Origin of the sequence: Nitrospina sp. P1_D6, assembly GCF_052156615.1 — a bacterium.
In the GTDB taxonomy this organism is placed as follows: domain Bacteria; phylum Nitrospinota; class Nitrospinia; order Nitrospinales; family Nitrospinaceae; genus Nitrospina.
The window spans coordinates 48,287-67,558 of the sequence record NZ_JBQKUN010000008.1 but is presented as its reverse complement, the minus strand read 5'-3'; the positions used below and the strand labels follow the sequence as shown (position 1 = coordinate 67,558).

The following is a 19,272-nucleotide window of genomic DNA, read 5'->3' as shown; positions in this document are numbered from 1 at the left end:
TGCTACTTGGGAAGTGCGGTGGAGTTCGGGTTCAGGTCAGGCCTTCGCACTCGCACAACTCACGGATGTAGCTGACGAGGGAGTGGATCATGGCGTCATCGAAAGTGTTTCCCCAGGCAGGCATGCACGGGGCCCGGCCGGTGGAAAGGCCCCCATGCTTGATGGCGTGAAACAATTGCTCGTCGGAACGGCTTTCCAGGTACACCGCTTTCGTGTGGTCACGTGGCGGCACCACAACATGACGCGCATTGATACCGTCGCCCTTGCCTTTCAGGCCGTGGCACTGCGTGCAGTAATACTGGTACGTGGCACGGGTCTCTTCAGTGACGGGATAGGAGCGGGCAGTTTTTGGTGGTTCCGGTTGCATCGGTGGAGGAGGGGTCTGAGCTACCGGCGGTTTGGGTTGGGATGATTCGGTCTTGGACGCATCGTCGCCGCAGGCGGAAAGCATCAACGCAATCACCAGTGCGAGCACAAGGGGATGGATGAAATGCCCACGCCTGGATCTGGAGAGCCGGTCACGCATCCTCATTCACCCTTCTTGTGAGACAAAACGTAGCGCGTCATCAGTTTCAATTGGATTTCGTCAAAATCATAAACCGGCATGCGGCTTTTCTCAGTGAATTGTCTGGGGTTTTTCAGCCAGCGGTACACCCACCCGGGTTGCAGGCGGTTTCCTGCATTGATGAGCGACGGACCCGACACCCCCCCGCGCGGCTGCCGGGCCAGATTGTAGCTTTCGTGGCAGGCGATGCAGCTGTGGTCCCGTTCGAACAGCATCTTGGCGCGCACCCGCTCACCGCGCGCCAGCGGCTGGAAATCGAGCGACAACGGTTCCAGTCCCTCCAGCTTCTGCGCCATAAGCAATGAGGCCAGCGATTCCGCCTCCTGTTTGCTGACCGACATGTGCGGTCCTTTGAATTCCGGTTCGCCTTTCAGAAACCCCGGGTCGCGAGGATGCCCCATCTTGCGGACGATCCCTGGGTTCTGCAGGTATTCGATCAGCCACGCATGTTGGTATTTGTCCCCGGCGTAAAACAGGTCGGGTGCGGGGTGAGTTTCCGCGGGCTCGTCCGCCGAAAGTCGATGACAAGTGCCGCACCGTTTCTGTTCGAACAAAGCTTCATCGGCGAACGCAGGGACGGGGGTGGTGAGCAGAAAAAAGATCGCTCCCATCCAGTACAACATATTGGTCTGCCAGGGGTGTCGGTGCATGATTTTCACTCGATCGGCGGCGGTATGGTGCGCAGTGGATTGGATTTCGGTTCGGGCGTGAACTCCGGCGTCGGCTCCGAGCCGAAAGGGAAGATGGGGAACGATTCCGCCGGCGGCGTCACTTCCTCCACCGCTTCCGGTCCCGGACCGGGGGGCGGGGTCTTCATGTCTTCCGGTGGATGCATGCGTTCTTCGGATTTGACGCGGTTCTCGTTCAGGTCGTAATACAGCACCAGGTCTTCATCCCCTGCGGGCTTTCCGAATTTTTTCTCATTCAGTTCATGACGGCTGTCGAAGGGATACACCTCGCGTACCAGCAGGCGTCCCAGCCCGCGCGATTTGAGGTCGGTGTAATACCAGCCGCGGTACCGTTCAGTCATGCCATTGAGTGAGTCGAGAAGTTTTTTGTCGAGGAAATTCGCATCGGGCACCGCGGTTTGAAGCGCCCGGCCTTTCGGGGTGACGGTCTGCTTGATCTGGAACTCCGGCAGGACGCGATTTTCTTTTTTCAAGGCCTGTATGAACCGGTTTGCGTCTTCCACCCTGTGCAGTTGCGGCTCACCCAGCCCGGTTGCGACGGAGTTCTGGTGGCAGGATTCGCATTTGCGCGCGCTTGATCGGATGGTGTGCGGCGTGTGCTTCGTCCACACCAGGCCCGGTTTGCCGTCGGTGGTGATGGGCACCTCCGCCTCATTGCGCTGGTCGCCCTTCTCAACAAGGTCGGTGACAAAATACTGGTAACGCGGTTGCACGACGATCACCTTTCCGCGGCGGTCGGTGCCCAGCATGGGTTCGCTCCAGCCGGACTCGGTGACGAGGTTCACCCACACCCCTTCCTGCCACGTGCCTTCAATGCCTTTCGGCGTTTGCCGGGCCCTTGTCCAGTCGAGCATTCCGGGATCGGTTGAGGTTTCCTGCGGTTCTTCGTCTGCACCTGTTTTGAAATCCGGCGTGGTGAAGCGTTGTTGCAGAACCGGGTCGGCAAAGTTCCATTCGTTCCACTTGCCCGGCTCCAGTTTTGGTTCGCGGATGGCATGCAGGCCCCACTCGTTTGCAGACCAGCGCGCGTGGCAGGCGGCGCACTCGACCTGGGTCAGGTGTTCGGTGACGCGGTGCGCCAGCGGAACGGATTTCAATTCGTCGAGGACCGGGATGACGTGTTTCTTGCCGGTGACCTTGGAGAACAGCACCCATTTGCCGTCCTCCTGCTTTATGTGCGGCAGGGGATTCCCCTGTCCATCCAGCATCACCACGTCGCCCATCTCGACCTTGGTCATGAGGTTGGGATTCAGCTGGTTCGACTTTAAGAGTTGCTGCGCCTTTTCATCCGCTTCCACCAGTTTGTATCCTTCCGGCGGTTTGTGATGCACCCCGTGGCAGGTCTGGCAGCGGATGGTGACAGCGCTGTGCATGGTCGGATTCGTCGTGGCATCGGCTTTCAGGTCGCCCGCACCGTGGCAGTCGATGCAGTGCATGCCTTTTTCGCGATGGATGTCGGGAATCAGGAACTCATGCTGGCGGCCGTACAGGACGGGTTGATCGGCCAGCACGTCGGCATGCGATGTTTTCGGCCGCGCGGGTTTGCCGAACAGGCCTTCAAATTCGTTGCCGACGCCGTTGTTGTTGTGGCAGTGCTCACATTGCACGCTGGGCACGGCGACGGTGAACTTGTGCACCAGGGGGTAACCCCGCCGGTTTTCGAGTGGCGTCGATCCGTACCGATAGGCAAACCGCGAACCTTTTTTGCGGATGTCTTTCTTCTGCACTTTCTGGATGGCGCGGTCGCGGCTCAAAGTCACGCCGTCGTTGGTGTAGATCATGTGGCAGGCGGCACACCCCGTGGCGCGGTAATCCCCCGCGCGATGCGGCGCGGGCGACTGCAAATGACAGCGCATGCATTTTTTCTTGAGAAAGTCGTCGGCACGGTGGCCCGTGTCTTCAAACGTCCACGGCTTCGGATCTTTGCCGCCACCTTTGGAGTCGTTGAACGGTGAATGGCCCCAGGCATAGCGTGTGGTTTCCACCAGGCCCCGCGGATTCGCCATGATGGATTTGTTTACCTGTTCGACCTGATCCGCGTGGCACTTGCCGCAGGCATTGGGCGCGTGTTCAAGAGAGGATGGATTCGGGATCATGCCCGTGTGTGCCTGCTCCGGCGTCTGGCCGCGTTCGTTTCCGTTGTGGCAGGTGGTGCAGTCGAAGCGGTGATTCTCGCTGATCTCCTCAATACCCCGGTGGCAGGTGAGGCATCCCCCCTCGATGTTGACGAGGTCGATCCGGCCGAACACGTCACGCAGGCGGAAGTTGGAATCGCGGTAAAAGTTTTCAATGAATCCGTTACTCTCCGCGTACGAGTTGAAACGGATGCCGTCCAGGGTGGTCCCGGGTTTCAGCACTTCCTGCGACGATTCGCGCTTGTTTCGGATAAGAAAAAACGGGTCGCGGAAATCGTCGGCGGAGAGCGGGACGTCCGAGGAAAAGGGTGGGATGAGCACCATCTTCTTTTCAAACGTGACCGTGGGTTCCGGCTCCGCGCTGTGCGTTTCCGGTTCGGCGGTTTCGGTTTTGGGTTTGCCAAAAAACGGTTCCGGCTCGGGTTGCGGTTCCGGCTGGGTTTCCGGTTGTGTGGCAAAGGGATTCCACGGCGTCGCCTCCTCCGGTGAGAACGGTTCGCTGGAGGGGGGCGGTAACGGCGTTTGGGTCGGTTCCTGCGTCGGGGATTCCTTTTCCTGTTCCGGAGCTTTTTCCGTCGGGCCGAACAGGTGTCCGCCGGGCACAGCAGGAGAAAACCCGAGGTCCGGTTCCTCTTTCTTTTCTTTGGACGGTTCTGTGCCGAAAGGCGTAGCCATCTGGGCCTGCAGGTTCGGGATCAACAGGAAGGCGGGCAGGGCCAGGAAGGCGGCGATCCAGACTGTTCGTTTGAAAAAAGTCATATCGGTTTCAGCGTTGGTTCAGAATCCGGTCACGCAGTCGGCGGTGCTGGATCTTTTTCTCAAATTCATAACTTTTTCCCAGGTTCCGGTAAACCGGATCATCATACGCATCGTGACAGGGAATGCAATTGCCCACGCGCAGGGTACGGAGGATCTCCGACTGGTTGAGCGGCCGGGCGTTGGGCTGGCCCGTCCCTGCTACCGGTTCCCCGCGTATGGTCACGGCGGCAGAGGGTCCCAAATGACTCTTCAACGTCTTCAGATCCGTCAGCACAAGAAAATTGTATGCGTCGTCCTCGCCAGAGGAGTCGCCCTGGATTTTCAGTTCGCCTTCGCCCAGGCCGAGAGACTCCGGCGACAGGTGACAGCTTGCGCAGGAACGCACGGATTTCGTTACCGAATGCGGCTGGGCGGCGTACATCAGAGTGGACCCAGAGTATCCCAGTGGATTCGTGAATTGCCACTCATTATATTCGCCTTCCTTATCTCCTTCCTCATTGATGACGGGAAGGGGATGCCCCTGTCCGTCGAGCACGGTGAGTGAATGAAGTGGTTGATCCATTACGGGTGCGATCTTGCCGCGGGGCCCTTTCATGAGCCGGGGTTTGGTCCAGCCGGTGGGATGGGACGGACCCGATCCCCATGGATTCTTTCCTTTTTCATAGGCCGCCTGATCGTAGGTGATATGGCATCCCTGGCACTGCGGCACCCATGAGGCGTGGCAGGTGGTGCACTCCAGCTTTCCCTCATGTCCCGGCAGGGTGTGGGCGCTTCGTTGCCACGCCGCCTGCGGAATGGGAATCTGCTTGCCGTCGCGTTTGCTGAAAAAGACGAAACGCTTGCCGATTTTTTTCACGTTCGTCATTTTATTGCCGCGAGCGGTGAGCACCATCTCGTCGCCGGCCTGGTTCTGGAATCCTTTGTAATGCCGGCTCAGGCGCAGGGCGGGGTCGTTTTCGGATTCGATTATTGCGGTCTCCGGATGGGCCGACTCCGTGCCGTGGCAGGTGGTGCACCGGATTTCCACAGCCTGGTGCTGGCGCGAATAAATGTTGCCGTCGCCCATCACATCGAACGCCGTATGGCAATCGATGCATTCCATGCCTGCCTTACGGTGGACGTCTTCCACCGGCCGACCGGTTCCAGCGAAACGGAAATGCCGACGCTGGCCATCGAATCCGGTTTGGGAAGCCAAAGGCGCGCCTTTTTCAAACTGCCGGTGGCACTGCGTGCACACCTGCTCCGCAGGCAATACGGTCATCGCGTGCGAGGCCGGATGGCCCGGTTCGTCCTTCGGGATGGTGGGATCGTCACCCGCATACAACCCGGTTTCGTTATAACGGGAATGGCAGGCGGCGCAACCCTGCGAGCGGAACACGCCTTCCGGGGCCGGGGCATCCAGGTGACACGAAAAACACCGGTCGCGCAGAAGCAGGTCGGCAAAGTGGTTGGACAACAGCACCGCGTCGCCGGTTTCCTCGGTGGGAGGGTTGCGGCGCACGGTTTTTTTGTCGAAGTAGGGCAGGCGGGACAGTTTTTCCACCGCGCCCTGCTCGAGGGGCGTGTTGCCGTCCTCATCTTCCACGGCATAGATGCCGAACTTCGCCTCCTTGCCGGTTTGCCCAGACCATTGAAAGCGCAGACCGGCGATCATCCCGGCCAGTGTGCCCATCGGCGATTTTCTAACATGGTCCGCCCAGTTGCGGCTCTCGTCGGCAAACCCCGAGTGGCACTGTGCCTGGCCGCAGCTCAGGTGCACCACCTTGAGGGAGGAGGGGTTGCGTTTTCCCGTGCCCGCCTCCGGATCATATACGAGCGTGGCGTGTGCGTCCTCTTTTGTGGTGGCTGTGGCATCGCCGCCATGACAAGCGGTGCAACCGAGTTTGAGCGGATGCGACCGGCTGGCCGGCTCAATGCCGTTGTGGCAATGCAGGCAGGTTTCCTGGTCTGGTGCGATGGATTGCATGGGGTTCCATGCTACCGGTTTCGCCTCCGGGGTGTTGGAAGCGGTACCGCTGGGTACGGGCAGAATCGCAGCGGTCAAGGCCATGGCCGCAATCCAGATCCAGTTGCGAATGGCAGTCACCAGCGTCCCCGTTTATGAAGGTGGCGCCGGACGCAGGGATGGCGAAGGACAGGCTTTTCTTTCAGAAAGGGGGGGAACCGATTCATACGTATTCAATCTCCACATTGTCGAGATACCGCGCCATGCGTTCCAATACCGGCGTGATTTTTTCCGGTTCGCTGTCGGCGGCGGTTTCCAGCGTCTCCCCCAGAAAACTCAACTCCTCGAAACCGTAACTGGCGCCCGAACCCTTGAGCATGTGTGCCAGGTTTTTCAAGGTGGCGAAGTCGTTCCGCTCCAGGGATGCCCGCATTCGTTCCACATCCTGCCGACGGTCGTCAAGGTAGCCGGGGATGAGGGGGCTCAATTCTTTAGGAATGAGGACCGGGATTTTCTCCGGGGACGGGTTGGGCTGGTTCATGAACTCACTTCCAAAACGTTGAAACACTTATCCTAATGAATTTCACGCGGAGTTTTCAACTGGTTCCACGGGAAAAAACTCAATTCCATTGCAATACGGCCAGCGTGTGCGCGGCAAGGGGATACAGGCTGTCTGCCGGATGCAAGGTTTGCAGACGGTTTTCAATGGTTTCGGTATCGAGAAGCACCTCCCAGTTGCCAGCGGGGGGCAGGGAAGGCAGAATCCACGGGCACTCCTCCAGGCCCGCGTTCATGAGGAGCAGGATGGAGCCCCGTGCCAGGAGCGTTTGATTCACATCGGGACAGGTGAAAAGGCAGGCGAGAGTCAGTGCTTCCGGGTCGTGCCAGTCCGTTTCTTCCATTTCCGTACCATCCGGTTTCAGCCACGTGACGTCTTTGAGTCCCGATTCAGGATCGGTTTCTCCTGTCAAAAACCGGTCCCGCTGGAATATGGGAGAGGACTTGCGAAGATGGATGAGTTTTCGGATGAACTCCAGAAACTCCTGTCTGCCGTGGTCGAGATGCCAGTCATACCAGCTGGTGCTGTTGTCCTGGCAATAGGCATTGTTGTTCCCGCGCTGGGTGCGGCGCAATTCGTCGCCCCCGGAAATCATGGGTGTGCCGAGCGAGAGCAGGAGGGTGGCCATCAGGTTTTTCATGTGGCGCGTGCGCCGTTTCAGGATTTCGGGTTTCCGGGTGGCGCCTTCGATACCGTGGTTGCAACTGGCGTTGTCGTTGTTGCCGTCCCGGTTGTGTTCGCCGTTGGCCTCGTTGTGTTTGCGCTGGTAGCTGACCAGGTCCTGAAGCGTGAAGCCGTCATGGCAGGTGATGTAATTGACGGAGCTTCGCGGGGAACGATTCTGCGGTTGGTAGAAATCGCCGCTTCCCGAGAGCCGCCGCGCCATGAGTCCCACGTGGTCCGGTGCGCCCAGCCAGAACCGGCGTACCGTCTGCCGGTACTGATCGTTCCACTCCGACCAGCCGTCGGGGAATCCTGCCACCTGGTAGCCTTCGTGACCCAGGTCCCACGGCTCGGCGATGAGCTTGACCCGCGAGAGAACCGGGTCGGCTTGCACCGCCTGGAAGAACGCCGCATCGGTGGAGAAGCCGTTTTCGTCCCGGCCCAGCACCGCCCCGAGGTCGAAACGGAAGCCATCGACGTGCATGTCGGTGACCCAGTATCGCAGGCTGTCGAGGGCGAGCTGGCGTACCTGTGCGTGAGCAAAGTTCATCGTGTTGCCGCAGCCGGTGATGTTTTCGTACTGCGCTGGATTTTCGGGATCGAGCCGGTAGTAGGTGCGGTTGTCGATACCGCGGAAACAGAGGGTGGGGCCGCGGGCATCGCCTTCCACGGTGTGGTTGTACACCACGTCGAGGATCACCTCCAGCCCGGCTTCATGCAGGCTCCGCACCATCTCCCTGAATTCGCGGATGGGGTCGCCGGTGGCGGCGAGACGCAGGTCCGGTGCGAAGAACAGGAGCGTGTTGTAGTTCCAGTAATTGGTGAGCTGGCTTTGGACCAGGCGCTGTTCCTCTGCACCCTGGTGAATGGGTAACAGTTCGACGGCGGTGACGCCGAGGGATTTGAGGTGTGCGATGGCAGGCTCGCTGGCCAGGCCGGCGAAAGTGCCGCGCAGGCCGGGAGGGATGTCCGGATGCTGGCGGGTGAAACCTTTGACGTGGGTTTCGTAGAGGATGGTCTCCGCCCACGAGGTACCAGGCGGTTTGTCTCCCTGCCAGTCGAACTCCGGATTCACCAACCGGCAGAGCGGCGCACAATCGGCGTTGTCTGCCCCGTCCGGCCGGATCCTGGATTCGGATCCTCCCTCTAGGTCGGGGGGCAGGCTGTGCCAGCGGCGGTTCCATCCGGGTCTGCGTCCCAACAGGCGACCATAAGGGTCGGCCAGGACCTTGGAGGGATTGAACCGGTGTCCCTGCTCCGGTGCGTAGGGACCGAACACTCTAAAGCCGTACAGGCAACCGGGTTTGAGATCCGGCACCCAACGGGTCCAGAGGTGATCCGTCCCTCGCTCCATTTGCAGACGGCGGGTTTCGGGCCCCTTGTCCGATTCAAACAGGCATAGTTCGACCTGCGTTGCATTCTCCGAAAATATGGAGAAGCGGACCCCATCCGCGGAAATCACGGTTCCCTGTACAGGCCGCGTGTGGGGTGAACCGGTCATGGTGCGCTCCCGCCGGGGATTCCGCGAAGGCGGCCCCCCGGCATCCGTCAACGGGAAGGCTTATCGCATTCCCGTCAGTACACCGGATTGTGGAAATAATACAACGCGTCGTCCCCCGGCACGATGGTGTAGTCCGGCAGGCTGGAACAGTGTTCATGCGTGATTTTCCACTGTCCGCTGTTCTTGTTGAATACGTAGGTGCAGACGCTGTGCTGGCGTTCGTCCGTGCTGAGCCGGGAAGTGACGCTGATCAGCTCGTCCACCAGCAGGAAACCGACCTTTTCGCCGGCGTTGCCAGCCAGCACGGTGCGGTTCTGTTCGCATTTCAGACCCTGCAGTTCCGAAATCATGACTTCGTAATCCTTGATCCGGTTTTCGGGCAGGATGCGCTTGTCATCGTTGATGATGACCATGTCCGCCGAATAGAAATTGAATATCTGCCGGGGCTGGGTGCACACCACCTGGTCCACCTTTTTGAGCACGTTGGTCAACGCATCGGTATCCGCCGCGAACGCCTGGCCGGCGTTCACGATCCAGAATACCCCGGTTACGAGCAGGGGAAGAAGGCGATTATATCGTTTCATGAGAAATGTCTCCCAAGTAGTCACTTTTTAAATTTATGAATGAATTGGATTCGTTATTCCGCGTTCCGCAATCCGTTTTCGATTGCGGTGGGCGTCACGGGAAGTTTTGGAAGTAGATGTTGACCTCTTCCCCCTCATATCCCCAGCCGAAGCTGCCGCGGCCTGCAAGAGTGGTGATGATGCCATTGGTATCCACCTTGCGGATGCGGTTGTTGCCCATGTCGGTGATGTACAGGTTTCCCTTGGAATCAAAAGCGATGCATGCCGGTTGCTTGAGCATGGCTTCCGTCGCCTTGCCACCGTCGCCAAACAATCCCTGGACTCCCGCCCGCCCGGCAACCCGTTCGACTTTTCCATCGCGGGTTATCTTGCGGACCGTGTGGTTTCCGGTTTCGACCACATGCAATTCACCGGAAGGGCTGAAGACGATGTCGCCGATCGACTTGAACCCGGCTTCCAGTGCCGGACCACCGTCGCCACTGTACTCGTGGTTGCCGTTGCCGGCGTAAGTGGTGACGATGCCGTTCTTATCGATCTTTCGGATCACGTTGTTGGCGGTGTCTCCGATGTAGAGGTTGCCTTCTTTGTCCATGGTCAGGGACTGCGGGTCCCGGAAGGACGCATGCTTGGCAGGTCCGTTATCACCCGTGTAATCAGAGTTCCCGTTACCGGCGATGGTGATGATTTTGCCTTCGGGTGTCACCTTGCGGATCTGGTGATTGATGCGGTCGGAAACGTACAGGTTTCCTTCCTTGTCAAACGCCAGACCGGAGAACTGCGTGATGATGGTGATCTCCGAATGCGACGACCGGCCAGTGTAGCCCGCCTGCATGACGGCCTTTTGGTAGTCCTGGTCGCCGGTGGAAATCAGAAGGCTGATGATTCCGTTGTTGTCAACTTTGCGGATGAGGCTGACGAATCCGCTGGGACTTAAGAAGAAGATTTCATCCTTATGGTTCAGCTCCAGAATGGTGGGGAATACCGATGCTTCCAGCGCGGGACCGTTGTCACCGATATTGCCTCGGATGCCGTTGCCCACGATGGTGGAAATGACGCCTTCCGGATCCACCTGGCGGATCCGGTAATGGCCCTTGTCCGCGAATATGACATTGTCGTGCTTGTCCACCACGATGCCATGCGGGAACTCCAGATTGGCACCGGTGGCGGGACCGTTGTCCCCTGCGAAGTTCTTCACACCGTTGCCGGCGATGGTCTCCACGCGGCTTCCCTTCTGGTACATCTTGCGGATGCGGTAATGCGACCGGTCAACCACCAGCAGATCGCCGTTGTTATCAAGCGTGAGGGCAAAGGGCAGATGCAGGTTGGTTTCACGCGCCACTTCCGCGTCGCCGTTGTAATCCTGCTGTCCCGTGCCCATGACGGTGCGGATCATGCCCAGCGTGTTGATTTTGCGGATGCGGTTGTTGTTGCGGTCGGCGACGTAAACGTTTCCTTCATCGTCAACGGCCACGTCCGTCGGACCTGCAATACTCGCCCGATAGGCGGGGCCGTTGTCCCCGATGAAGAAAAAGCCGCCGTCGCCCCCGATGGTGCTCATCAGGCCGGAATCCGCGTCCACCTTGCGGACGCGGTTGTTGCCACGGTCGGCAATGTACAGGTTGCCTTGCTTGTCCACCGCCAGCCCGAAGGGTTTGTCCAGATTGGTGCGGAGGGCGGGCATGTTGTCGCCATTGTAACCTTCGTTGCCCGTTCCGGCGTAGGTGGTGATGGTGCCGTTGCGATCCACCTTGCGGATGACGTTGTTGGACCGGTCGGAGATGAACAGGTTGCCGTTGTGGTCCACCGTCATGTCCGAAGGCAGGTTCAGAGCCGCCTTGGTGGCCGGTCCGTTGTCGCCGCTGTAACCCGCTTCCCCGGTACCGGCGAAGGTGGTGATGATGCCGTTTGCGTCCACCTTGCGCACGACGTGGTTTTCGCGGTCGGCGATGTACAGGTTGCCTTCCTTGTCGAAGGTGAGACCCGCCGGAACTTTCAGCGTTGCCGCCGTGGCCGGGCCGCCGTCGCCGCTGTAGCCGGATACGCCGGTTCCCACCACGTTGGTGAGAGTTCCATTTTGATCGATCTTGCTCACGATGTTGTGTGAGCGGCGTGAGATATAAACATCCCCGTTGGGTGCCACCGCGATTCCATCAACCAGCGAAATGGAAACGTTGGTGGCCTTCCGGGGCTTGCCGATTTTCGCCTCTCCCGCAGGAGGTATCAGAAAAACGGCTGCCAGCAAACACAGGCCGGCATAAAAGGCGGTTCGGAGTGTTGGTGTCATGCAAAACCTCGTTTTGAAATTACGGACCCGAGGGGGTCCTTCTTTTTGAGTAATGACCCAGAGTATCACTTTCCCGGCGCCGGAGGGCACCCCTCAAATTCCTGTTTGGCTGACCGGTGAATGTTGCACCGGATCAAGAGATTCTCAAGATTAAAATGCCCGTCAGTTTTCTGGGGAGTGGCCCCCATCCAACCCGGGCGCAAATCCTGTAACTCTCTTGAATATTGGAATTTTAACGGATTATACGGAGCCACCCCCTGATGTCAACGGAATTTGTGGGTTTTGCGCAGGGTGGGTCGGTGCAATCCTCACTGCGGATCAAAAGTTGTGGAAAGCATGGGATCGGTTCGGGAAAAATGATATGATGGATTTCACGCGAAACGAGGCATCCCGTATGGTTATTTAAGGTAGGAAGAAAGCTTAACGTATCATGAAAGTACTTCTTATATTTCCACCGGACTGGCTTCCCTCGGAGCCGTACCTCAGCCTGCCCGCCCTGACATCCGTCCTGCGCCCGGCCGGGCACGAGGTGATCCAACGCGACATCAATGTGGACATGTACGACCTCATGTTCAGCGAACGGTTCCTGCGACACGTGCAGAACCGCATCGATTTTGAGCTCCGTCACCTGCAGGTGGTGGCCGACCAGCGCGGCCTGGACCAAGAGGAAGGGGAACTTCGCCGGCAGTTGGAGGTGTGGGACGAATCCAGCCTGCAGGCCCTCATTCGCGACGTGACCGAGGCCAAACGTATTCTTCGGTGTGAGGATTTTTACGACATCGACAAGCTGGAATGGGCGACCCATATCCTGCATACGACGATGGCCTATATCAGCCTCGGCTATTATCCCGCCCAGATTTGTTTTCCCCCCATTGAAACGGAACTGGTTTACAAGCCGTTCATGTCGTCGGAAATCCTGGAGGCATTGGACGACACTCAAATCAACGTATACCGGGATGTGTACCGATTCTTACTGGCAGATGTCATCGAGCAGGAAAAACCCGATGTTGTGGGCATCTCCATTGTCCAGCAGAAGCAACTCATCTCCACGTTTACGTTCGCAAAGCTGATCAAGGAGCAGGCCCCCAGCACGCACATCACCATCGGCGGCAACATCGTTACCCGGCTGCGCGACGCGCTCATGGAAAAAGGCGACCTGTTCCAGTTCGTGGATACGGCGGTGCTGTATGAAGGAGAAAGCGCGTTCCTGAAACTGGTCGATGCGCTGGACGCGGGCGAAACCGATCTCACCCACCTGCCCAACCTCATCTGCCGTACCGAACACGGCCTGCAGAAAAACAAGGATGTGTTTGCGGAGGACATGGACAAGTTGCCTCCGCCGGATTTCGACGGCCTGCCGCTGGAGAAATACTTCGTGCCGCGACTCATCCTGCCGTACCTGGCCACACGCGGCTGTTACTGGGGCAAGTGCACTTTCTGCGATCACTTCCAGGGTTACGTAGAAGGCTATCGCACCAAGCAGATCGGCCAGATCACCGAGGAGATCCGATTCCTCCAGAACAAATACGGCAACCGGTATTTCCATTTCACCGACGAATCGTACCCGCCGGCCCTGTTCCGCAAGCTGTCGAGGTCTCTCATCGACAATAAGATCGACATTGCATGGACGACGCACATGCGCTTCGAGGAAACCCTGCTGGATGAGGAGGTGTGGCGGGTTGCGGCGGAATCCGGGTGCCGCTATCTGCATTTCGGTTACGAGTCCGGCAACAAGCGGGTCCTCGACCTCATGGACAAGGCGACGAAGCTGGATGCCATCCGCACCAACCTGCGCATGTCGTCGAAGTTCGGCATCTGGAACCACATCATGGGCTTTTTCGGCTTTCCGGGAGAAAAACCTGAAGAGGCGGAGGACAGCAAACGCTTCTGCCATGAAAACCGTGAGCACATTCACTCTCTGGGATTCATGACTTTCGTTCTCGGCCGTTTCAGTCCGGTGGCCATGGAGCCGGAAAAGTACGGCCTGACGGCGTACAAGAATCCTGAATGGGATCTGGCTCTCGATTATTATTTCACTGTCGATGAGGGATTGAGCATCCAGGAGGCGCTGGAAGTGTTCGACGAGTTTGAACGTGACCACGATCCCAAATGGGATCTCCGTACGGCGGTGCGCGAATACATCTTTTTGTATGTGGATCACTTTGGGACCAACGAACTCACCCAACTGCACGTCCGCCCCGACCAGCGTCCCGCCGTTTACAACAACCCCGTCGGCATGGTATAGAACGGAACCTCACCGGGATCATCAACAACGTTCTCTATTGAAAGAGGAAAGCGAGGGCACATGAAACACTGGATTTGTGCGGTTTTGTTTCTGGGAATGGTGGGTTGCGCCACGGCGCCGGTCAACCCGGAAGACGTGGACAACTCGATGGGCGAGGCGCGGAAGGTCAACAAAAAGTACGGTGCCGGATGCCTCTCCATGGGCTGGCCGGAAGGATCGATTTCCTACATCAACTGCGTGCTCAATTTTTACCAGCAGGAAAAGACGGATGTGGAGGACAGGCGTCCCGTTCTGGTGGAAGCGTTGAAGCGCGTCACGCAGAAAGACGACTGAGCGCAGTTCATAAACAGAGTGTGGAACCCGGCCCCCGCAAGCCGGGTTCCATACGGATTTTCCGACCCTGCATGGGTGGGCCGTTCGCGAACGGGTGTCTGCCCGGTTGTTTGATTCCTCCCCCGGCCGTGTGCTAAACTCCCGTTGCTCCCACCGGATTGAATCCTTCGTGGCAGTACCTGCATCCTAAATGAAACAACTCTTTTGCAAGGTTTCCAAATGAATATCCCCTTCACCAAAATGAGTGGAAGCGGCAACGACTTTGTCATTATAGACAACCGCGACGGCGTGGTGGCGGATACCATCAAGCGCGATTTTGTGGAAAAGGTCTGCCGCGTGAAGGACTCCGTCGGCGCCGACGGGGTGATTTTCATCGAAAACACGGACCGCGCCGACTACAAGTGGGATTTCTACAACAGCGATGGCTCGTCCGCAGAGATGTGCGGCAATGGCGGCCGCTGTGTGGCGCGTTACGCGTTTGAGAAAGGCATCGCCCCGAAGTCCCATACGTTCGAAACCGTGGCGGGCATCATCAGCGCGCAGGTCAACAGCCCGCTTGTGAAAGTGAAATTGACCCCGCCGGAGCATTTGCAGGAGGGGCTCGACATTGAATTCGAAGGGGTCCACTACAAGGTGGACAGCGTCAACACCGGGGTTCCGCACGCCATCGTCTTCTCCGAGGACGTGGAGAAGGAAGACGTGACCACCGTCGGCCGAAACATCCGGTACCACACCGTGTTCGCCCCGGCAGGCACCAACGTCGACCTGGTGCAGAGGCAGAACGGCGGGCTCAAGGTCCGCACCTACGAGCGTGGGGTCGAGGGGGAAACGCTCGCCTGCGGTACCGGCGTGGTGGCCTCCGCCCTCATCGCATCCAAGCGGTTCGAGATCCCGTCTCCCGTAGAGGTTGAGACACGCGGGGGAGAAGTGTTGAAAGTGCATATCGAGCCCAATGACAACAGTTTGCCCACGGTGTTCCTGGAAGGCATGACCAAGCTGACGTTCGAAGGAACCATCGTCGAACTCTGATCCAACCTCAATCCTACGGAATCCAACATGTTTGAAGGCTCCCTCGTTGCCATCGTCACGCCGTTTAAAAACGGCAGGGTGGATGAGCAGGCATTTGAAAAACTGCTCCGGTTCCATATCGACCACGGAACCCAGGGCGTGGTGCCCTGCGGCACCACCGGTGAGTCCGCCACCCTGACGCACGAAGAACACCACCAGGTGATCCGGCAGGCGGTCGAGGTGTGCAAGGGCAAAATCCCGGTGCTGGCGGGAACCGGTTCCAATTCCACCGCCGAGGCGATCGAACTCACCCGGCACGCTGAGAAGATCGGCGCCGACGGATCGCTCCTCATCACGCCTTATTACAACAAGCCGTCGCAGGAAGGGCTGTATCAGCATTTCACCGCTGTGGCGAAAGAGACGAGCCTGCCGATCATTCTCTACAACGTGCCCGGGCGCACCTCCGTCAACATGCTTCCCCCGACGGTGGAGCGGCTGGCGAAGGAACACAAAAACATCGTCGGCATCAAGGAGGCCTCCGGCGACCTGATGCAGATCAGCGAAGTGGTGGAGCGTTGCGGCGATGATTTCGTTGTGCTGTCCGGTGACGACGGTCTGCTGTGGCCGATCCTCGCGGTCGGCGGCAAGGGCGTGATTTCCGTCACCGCCAACGTGGTGCCGGAAAAAATGGCGGCGCTCTGCAAAAGTTCCGCCGACGCGGACATGAAAACCGCGCGGCAACTTCACTACGAACTCATGGCGCTCAACGACGCCCTGTTCATGGACACCAACCCGGTGCCGGTGAAGGCGGCCCTGTGGCTGATGGGCATGATCTCGGATGAGCTGCGCCCGCCTTTGGCGAAGCTGTCCCGCGAGCACATGGAGCGGCTGAAAGCCACCCTGAAGCAATACTCCCTCCTTTAACAGCGCATCCCCGAACCCTCCCGGATTCCGCTTGCAAAGGCGTGGGAGGTTATTGTCCAATAGAATTGAAAACCCGAACAGGAGACATACCTTGATCAAAGTGGGTGTGGTCGGCGCCGCCGGCCGTATGGGACGCAACATCATCGCAAGTATTGAAGACACCCAGGGTGTCGAACTGGGTGGCGGCACGGAAGCGGCGGGCTCTCCGGACCTGGGCCGCGATCTGGGCGAGCTGGCCGGACTGAATAAAAAAAATGTCGCATTGACCGACGATGTTGGTGCACTGGCGGAGGCGTGCGATGTGATCATCGACTTCACTCTGCCGGAAGTCAGCATGGGCACGCTGAAAGCGGTGACGGCGAAAAAGAAAGCGGTGGTGTTCGGCACCACGGGGTTTTCCGCCGAGCAGAAACGCGAGATCGAACAGGCGGCCAAAAGCATCCGTTGCGTGCTTGCGCCCAACATGAGCATCGGGGTCAACGTATTGTTCAAGATCGCCGGCGAAGTGGCGCGCGTGCTGGGCGATGGGTACGACGTGGAAATCGTCGAGGCGCACCACAAGTTCAAGAAAGACGCGCCGAGTGGTACTGCCGTACGCATCTCGGAAATCGTCGCCGAGGCGCTGGAGCGCAACCTCGATGAGGTCGGCGTCTACGGCCGCAAGGGTTTCAGCGACGGCCGCGGTGAAAAGGAAATCGGCGTGCACACCCTGAGGGCGGGCGACATCATCGGCGAGCACCGCGTGCTGTTCGGCGGCATGGGGGAAACGCTGGAATTGTCCCACCGGGCGCAAAGCCGCCAGACGTTCGCGCGGGGTTCCGTGCGCGCGGCCGAGTGGGTGGTCAACCAGAAACCGGGTTTGTACGACATGCAGGACGTACTCGGTTTGCGGGATTGATTGAAGGATACACATCATGCCGGGCATGAACTTCAAACTGGACCGACGTGTCTTCCTGAAAGCGTTTTCGCTTTCGGCGCTGGCCGCCTTGTGGCCCAAAAGGTCCGAAGGCACGGTGCAGTTCCAGAACGACGAACGATTCCCCTCCCATTACATCCAGAACCGCGATGTGCCGGGGTTTTACATCCGCAGTGCCAACCCGTTTCCCGGTGTCAACATGAACGAATGGGCGCTGTCGGTCCGGGGACTGGTGGAGAACCCCACTGCATTCCAATACGAGGACCTGTTCGGCTTCAAGATGATCAGGCAGACCTCGCGCCTCAAGTGTGTGGAATGCTGGTCGGCGAAAGCGGAATGGGAAGGCTTCCACATGAGCGAGATCATTGATAAGGTGAAGCCGAAACCGGAGGCGAAGTACGTCGCGTTTTCCTCGGCGGATTCGTATTACGAAAGCTACACCATCAACGAGTTGCTACGCGACCGGGTGCTTTTGGTCCTGCGCATGAACGGCTCGGCGCTTTCCCCCAATCACGGGTTTCCCCTGCGGCTCATTGCGCCGTTCAAGTACGGTTACAAGAACATCAAGTACATCACCGGCATCGAGTTCACCGATGACCGCAAGCGCAACTACTGGGCCGATTTCGGACCCTACTCCGTGGACGGCACCATCCAGCCGGGCATCGACCATCCCCTCGATTTCAACAAAAAGCCCCTGCCCATCAACGGCGGCGAGGTGTTTCACTTCTTCGACAAGCGACCCGATACCCGACGGAAAGGCTGATGATCCGGACACGCGGCCTGCTGGGAGTTCTGGTATGGTGCGTTGCCACTGCCTGCTCCGACAACTCCGTCGAGCAGATCGAGGTCACCGTGCCACCGGGCGTCACCGTTCCCGAAAACATGGTTTATATTCCCGAAGGCGAGTTCGTTTTCGGCGACCCCTCCGACCCCAAAACCGCCCTCGGCAAACGTGTGAAGCTCCCCGCCTACCTCATCGACCGCTATGAAGTGACACGGGGTGAGTACAGCCGGTTCGATTCCAGTTACAAGGTGGACTCCAGTCGAGCGAAGCTTCCCAGGGTACTGGTTGATTACGATCATGCCCGCGCCTTTTGTGAGTGGGCGGGAAAACGCCTGCCGACGGAACAGGAATGGGAAAAAGCGGCTCGGGGCACCGATCGCAGAAAGTGGCCGTGGCTCAATTTTCAGCCGCATCCCAACAACGGCTTTTCCGGGTTTTTACCGGAACCGGTGGACAGGCGGAACGAATGGATCAGTCCCTACGGCGTGTACGGCATGGGGCACAATGTATGGGAATGGACTTCCACGGATTACGATTACAACGGGATGCCGGGATCGGAACAGGGCCGTTTCAAGGTGATCCGCGGCGGTCTTTTACAAAGCCACCTCAAGATCGATTTCACTCCCACCTGGCATCGAAATCACATGGAACCGGAAGCGCGCTACAATTTCCTGGGATTTCGTTGTGCGAAGGATGTTTGAAAAACGAGCGGGAACAATCAGGGTTTGAAGACCAGACGGCGCAGGGTGTAGTGCATGCGTTTGAGCGATTCGTCGGTTTTGTCGCGGATGACGTGAAGCAGGCCGGGCCGGTCCAGTCCCTTTAAATCCAGCGTCCGGTGCAGGGATCCATCCTGTGAAGGAAGGAGGGTGAATTCCAGGCTTTGTAAAACCCGGTCCGCCGCGGGATGGGGTGTCGCGGCGCTGATGGATTGAAGGGAGTCGCCCAGCGTTTCCAGCAGGTAGTACATGCCCATGAGCATCATCGAACGACCGATGCCCATTCCACGAAAGCCATTGGCAACGATCACGAGGTCCAGTCGTGCGTTATAAAAGACGCGATTGAGTGTGTCCGTGCGGGGTAGATGGACGAGCGAAATGCAGCCCAGCGGATCGTTTTTGTATACAAGGACAAGTACCTTGTGGTGGTTTTCCAAGGCTGTCGGGTTGGAATCCAGCAGGCTCACCAGTCCCGGTTCCAGGAAGCGGAAGCGCTTGAAAGTGACCATGTCTCCTTCCAGCACCCGCATCTGGGGATAGGTCGCCACCCGGCTTTCCACCGATTGACCTGCCTCGAAATTTAAGGTTTCGTCTTTCACAATCCGTTCTTGCTCACAAGTTTGGAATTATCTTCAGTATAAAGGCTCGGAATTGTTTGC

16 protein-coding genes are annotated in these 19,272 nt (G+C 58.5%); 7 read left to right on the top strand and 9 right to left on the bottom strand.

Annotated elements, in window-relative coordinates; translation table 11 throughout:
• Positions 1-31: 31 nt before the first annotated feature.
• The 8 genes from ACTRXA_RS12900 to ACTRXA_RS12865 form a co-directional block, all read right to left on the bottom strand.
• On the bottom strand, positions 32-526 hold the full coding sequence (locus ACTRXA_RS12900) for a c-type cytochrome (RefSeq protein ID WP_442427584.1): 495 nt from the start codon (positions 524-526) through the stop codon (positions 32-34).
• Between the two features lie 2 nt (positions 527-528).
• Entirely contained in the window at positions 529-1,215 is a 687-nt protein-coding gene (locus ACTRXA_RS12895) for a c-type cytochrome (RefSeq protein ID WP_442427583.1), read from the bottom strand.
• Positions 1,216-1,220: 5 nt separating this feature from the next.
• Positions 1,221-4,148, bottom strand: coding sequence for a hypothetical protein (locus ACTRXA_RS12890; protein ID WP_442427582.1), 2,928 nt, complete (start codon positions 4,146-4,148; stop codon positions 1,221-1,223).
• Positions 4,149-4,155: 7 nt separating this feature from the next.
• On the bottom strand, positions 4,156-6,234 hold the full coding sequence (locus ACTRXA_RS12885) for a hypothetical protein (protein ID WP_442427581.1): 2,079 nt from the start codon (positions 6,232-6,234) through the stop codon (positions 4,156-4,158).
• 82 nt (positions 6,235-6,316) lie between these two features.
• On the bottom strand, positions 6,317-6,634 hold the full coding sequence (locus ACTRXA_RS12880; protein WP_442427580.1) for an Hpt domain-containing protein: 318 nt from the start codon (positions 6,632-6,634) through the stop codon (positions 6,317-6,319).
• 79 nt (positions 6,635-6,713) lie between these two features.
• Positions 6,714-8,816, bottom strand: coding sequence for a glycogen debranching protein GlgX (gene glgX / locus ACTRXA_RS12875; protein WP_442427579.1), 2,103 nt, complete (start codon positions 8,814-8,816; stop codon positions 6,714-6,716).
• Positions 8,817-8,890: 74 nt separating this feature from the next.
• Entirely contained in the window at positions 8,891-9,400 is a 510-nt protein-coding gene (locus tag ACTRXA_RS12870; RefSeq protein WP_442427578.1) for a nuclear transport factor 2 family protein, read from the bottom strand.
• A gap of 94 nt (positions 9,401-9,494) precedes the next feature.
• Positions 9,495-11,684: an NHL domain-containing protein gene (locus ACTRXA_RS12865; protein WP_442427577.1), complete on the bottom strand. Its 2,190-nt coding sequence runs from the start codon at positions 11,682-11,684 to the stop codon at positions 9,495-9,497.
• 430 nt (positions 11,685-12,114) lie between these two features.
• Between ACTRXA_RS12865 and ACTRXA_RS12860 the strand changes: the two genes are divergently transcribed.
• The 7 genes from ACTRXA_RS12860 (at position 12,115) to ACTRXA_RS12830 (ending at position 18,595) form a co-directional block, all read left to right on the top strand.
• The gene (locus tag ACTRXA_RS12860) at positions 12,115-13,929 is read left to right on the top strand and encodes a B12-binding domain-containing radical SAM protein (RefSeq protein ID WP_442427576.1); all 1,815 of its coding nucleotides are present in this window, start codon (positions 12,115-12,117) and stop codon (positions 13,927-13,929) included.
• 60 nt (positions 13,930-13,989) lie between these two features.
• Positions 13,990-14,262 carry a hypothetical protein gene (locus ACTRXA_RS12855; RefSeq protein WP_442427575.1) on the top strand — a complete coding sequence of 91 codons (273 nt, stop codon included), beginning with the start codon at positions 13,990-13,992 and terminating at the stop codon, positions 14,260-14,262.
• Positions 14,263-14,481: 219 nt separating this feature from the next.
• On the top strand, positions 14,482-15,291 hold the full coding sequence (gene dapF, locus ACTRXA_RS12850; protein ID WP_442427574.1) for a diaminopimelate epimerase: 810 nt from the start codon (positions 14,482-14,484) through the stop codon (positions 15,289-15,291).
• Positions 15,292-15,318: 27 nt separating this feature from the next.
• Positions 15,319-16,194 carry a 4-hydroxy-tetrahydrodipicolinate synthase gene (gene dapA, locus ACTRXA_RS12845; RefSeq protein ID WP_442427573.1) on the top strand — a complete coding sequence of 292 codons (876 nt, stop codon included), beginning with the start codon at positions 15,319-15,321 and terminating at the stop codon, positions 16,192-16,194.
• Between the two features lie 91 nt (positions 16,195-16,285).
• On the top strand, positions 16,286-17,092 hold the full coding sequence (gene dapB / locus ACTRXA_RS12840) for a 4-hydroxy-tetrahydrodipicolinate reductase (protein ID WP_442427572.1): 807 nt from the start codon (positions 16,286-16,288) through the stop codon (positions 17,090-17,092).
• Positions 17,093-17,108: 16 nt separating this feature from the next.
• The gene (locus tag ACTRXA_RS12835) at positions 17,109-17,873 is read left to right on the top strand and encodes a molybdopterin-dependent oxidoreductase (RefSeq protein WP_442427571.1); all 765 of its coding nucleotides are present in this window, start codon (positions 17,109-17,111) and stop codon (positions 17,871-17,873) included.
• Positions 17,873-18,595, top strand: coding sequence for a formylglycine-generating enzyme family protein (locus ACTRXA_RS12830; protein ID WP_442427570.1), 723 nt, complete (start codon positions 17,873-17,875; stop codon positions 18,593-18,595). Before ACTRXA_RS12835 ends, ACTRXA_RS12830 begins: the two co-directional genes overlap by 1 nt.
• 17 nt (positions 18,596-18,612) lie before the next feature.
• On the opposite strand, the gene ACTRXA_RS12825 is transcribed toward ACTRXA_RS12830, so the two are convergent.
• Complete coding sequence (locus tag ACTRXA_RS12825; RefSeq protein ID WP_442427569.1) at positions 18,613-19,212, bottom strand: GNAT family N-acetyltransferase; 600 nt, start codon at positions 19,210-19,212, stop codon at positions 18,613-18,615.
• Between the last annotated feature and the right edge of the window lie 60 nt (positions 19,213-19,272).

Bases quoted from the DNA above. Each gene is read 5' to 3' on its own strand.
- ACTRXA_RS12900 (WP_442427584.1), bottom strand. From the start codon at position 526: ATGCGTGACCGGCTCTCCAGATCCAGGCGTGGGCATTTCATCCATCCC.
- ACTRXA_RS12895 (WP_442427583.1), bottom strand. From the start codon at position 1,215: ATGCACCGACACCCCTGGCAGACCAATATGTTGTACTGGATGGGAGCG.
- ACTRXA_RS12890 (WP_442427582.1), bottom strand. From the start codon at position 4,148: ATGACTTTTTTCAAACGAACAGTCTGGATCGCCGCCTTCCTGGCCCTG.
- ACTRXA_RS12880 (WP_442427580.1), bottom strand. From the start codon at position 6,634: ATGAACCAGCCCAACCCGTCCCCGGAGAAAATCCCGGTCCTCATTCCT.
- glgX (WP_442427579.1), bottom strand. From the start codon at position 8,816: ATGACCGGTTCACCCCACACGCGGCCTGTACAGGGAACCGTGATTTCC.
- ACTRXA_RS12870 (WP_442427578.1), bottom strand. From the start codon at position 9,400: ATGAAACGATATAATCGCCTTCTTCCCCTGCTCGTAACCGGGGTATTC.
- ACTRXA_RS12865 (WP_442427577.1), bottom strand. From the start codon at position 11,684: ATGACACCAACACTCCGAACCGCCTTTTATGCCGGCCTGTGTTTGCTG.
- ACTRXA_RS12860 (WP_442427576.1), top strand. From the start codon at position 12,115: ATGAAAGTACTTCTTATATTTCCACCGGACTGGCTTCCCTCGGAGCCG.
- ACTRXA_RS12855 (WP_442427575.1), top strand. From the start codon at position 13,990: ATGAAACACTGGATTTGTGCGGTTTTGTTTCTGGGAATGGTGGGTTGC.
- dapF (WP_442427574.1), top strand. From the start codon at position 14,482: ATGAATATCCCCTTCACCAAAATGAGTGGAAGCGGCAACGACTTTGTC.
- dapA (WP_442427573.1), top strand. From the start codon at position 15,319: ATGTTTGAAGGCTCCCTCGTTGCCATCGTCACGCCGTTTAAAAACGGC.
- ACTRXA_RS12835 (WP_442427571.1), top strand. From the start codon at position 17,109: ATGCCGGGCATGAACTTCAAACTGGACCGACGTGTCTTCCTGAAAGCG.
- ACTRXA_RS12830 (WP_442427570.1), top strand. From the start codon at position 17,873: ATGATCCGGACACGCGGCCTGCTGGGAGTTCTGGTATGGTGCGTTGCC.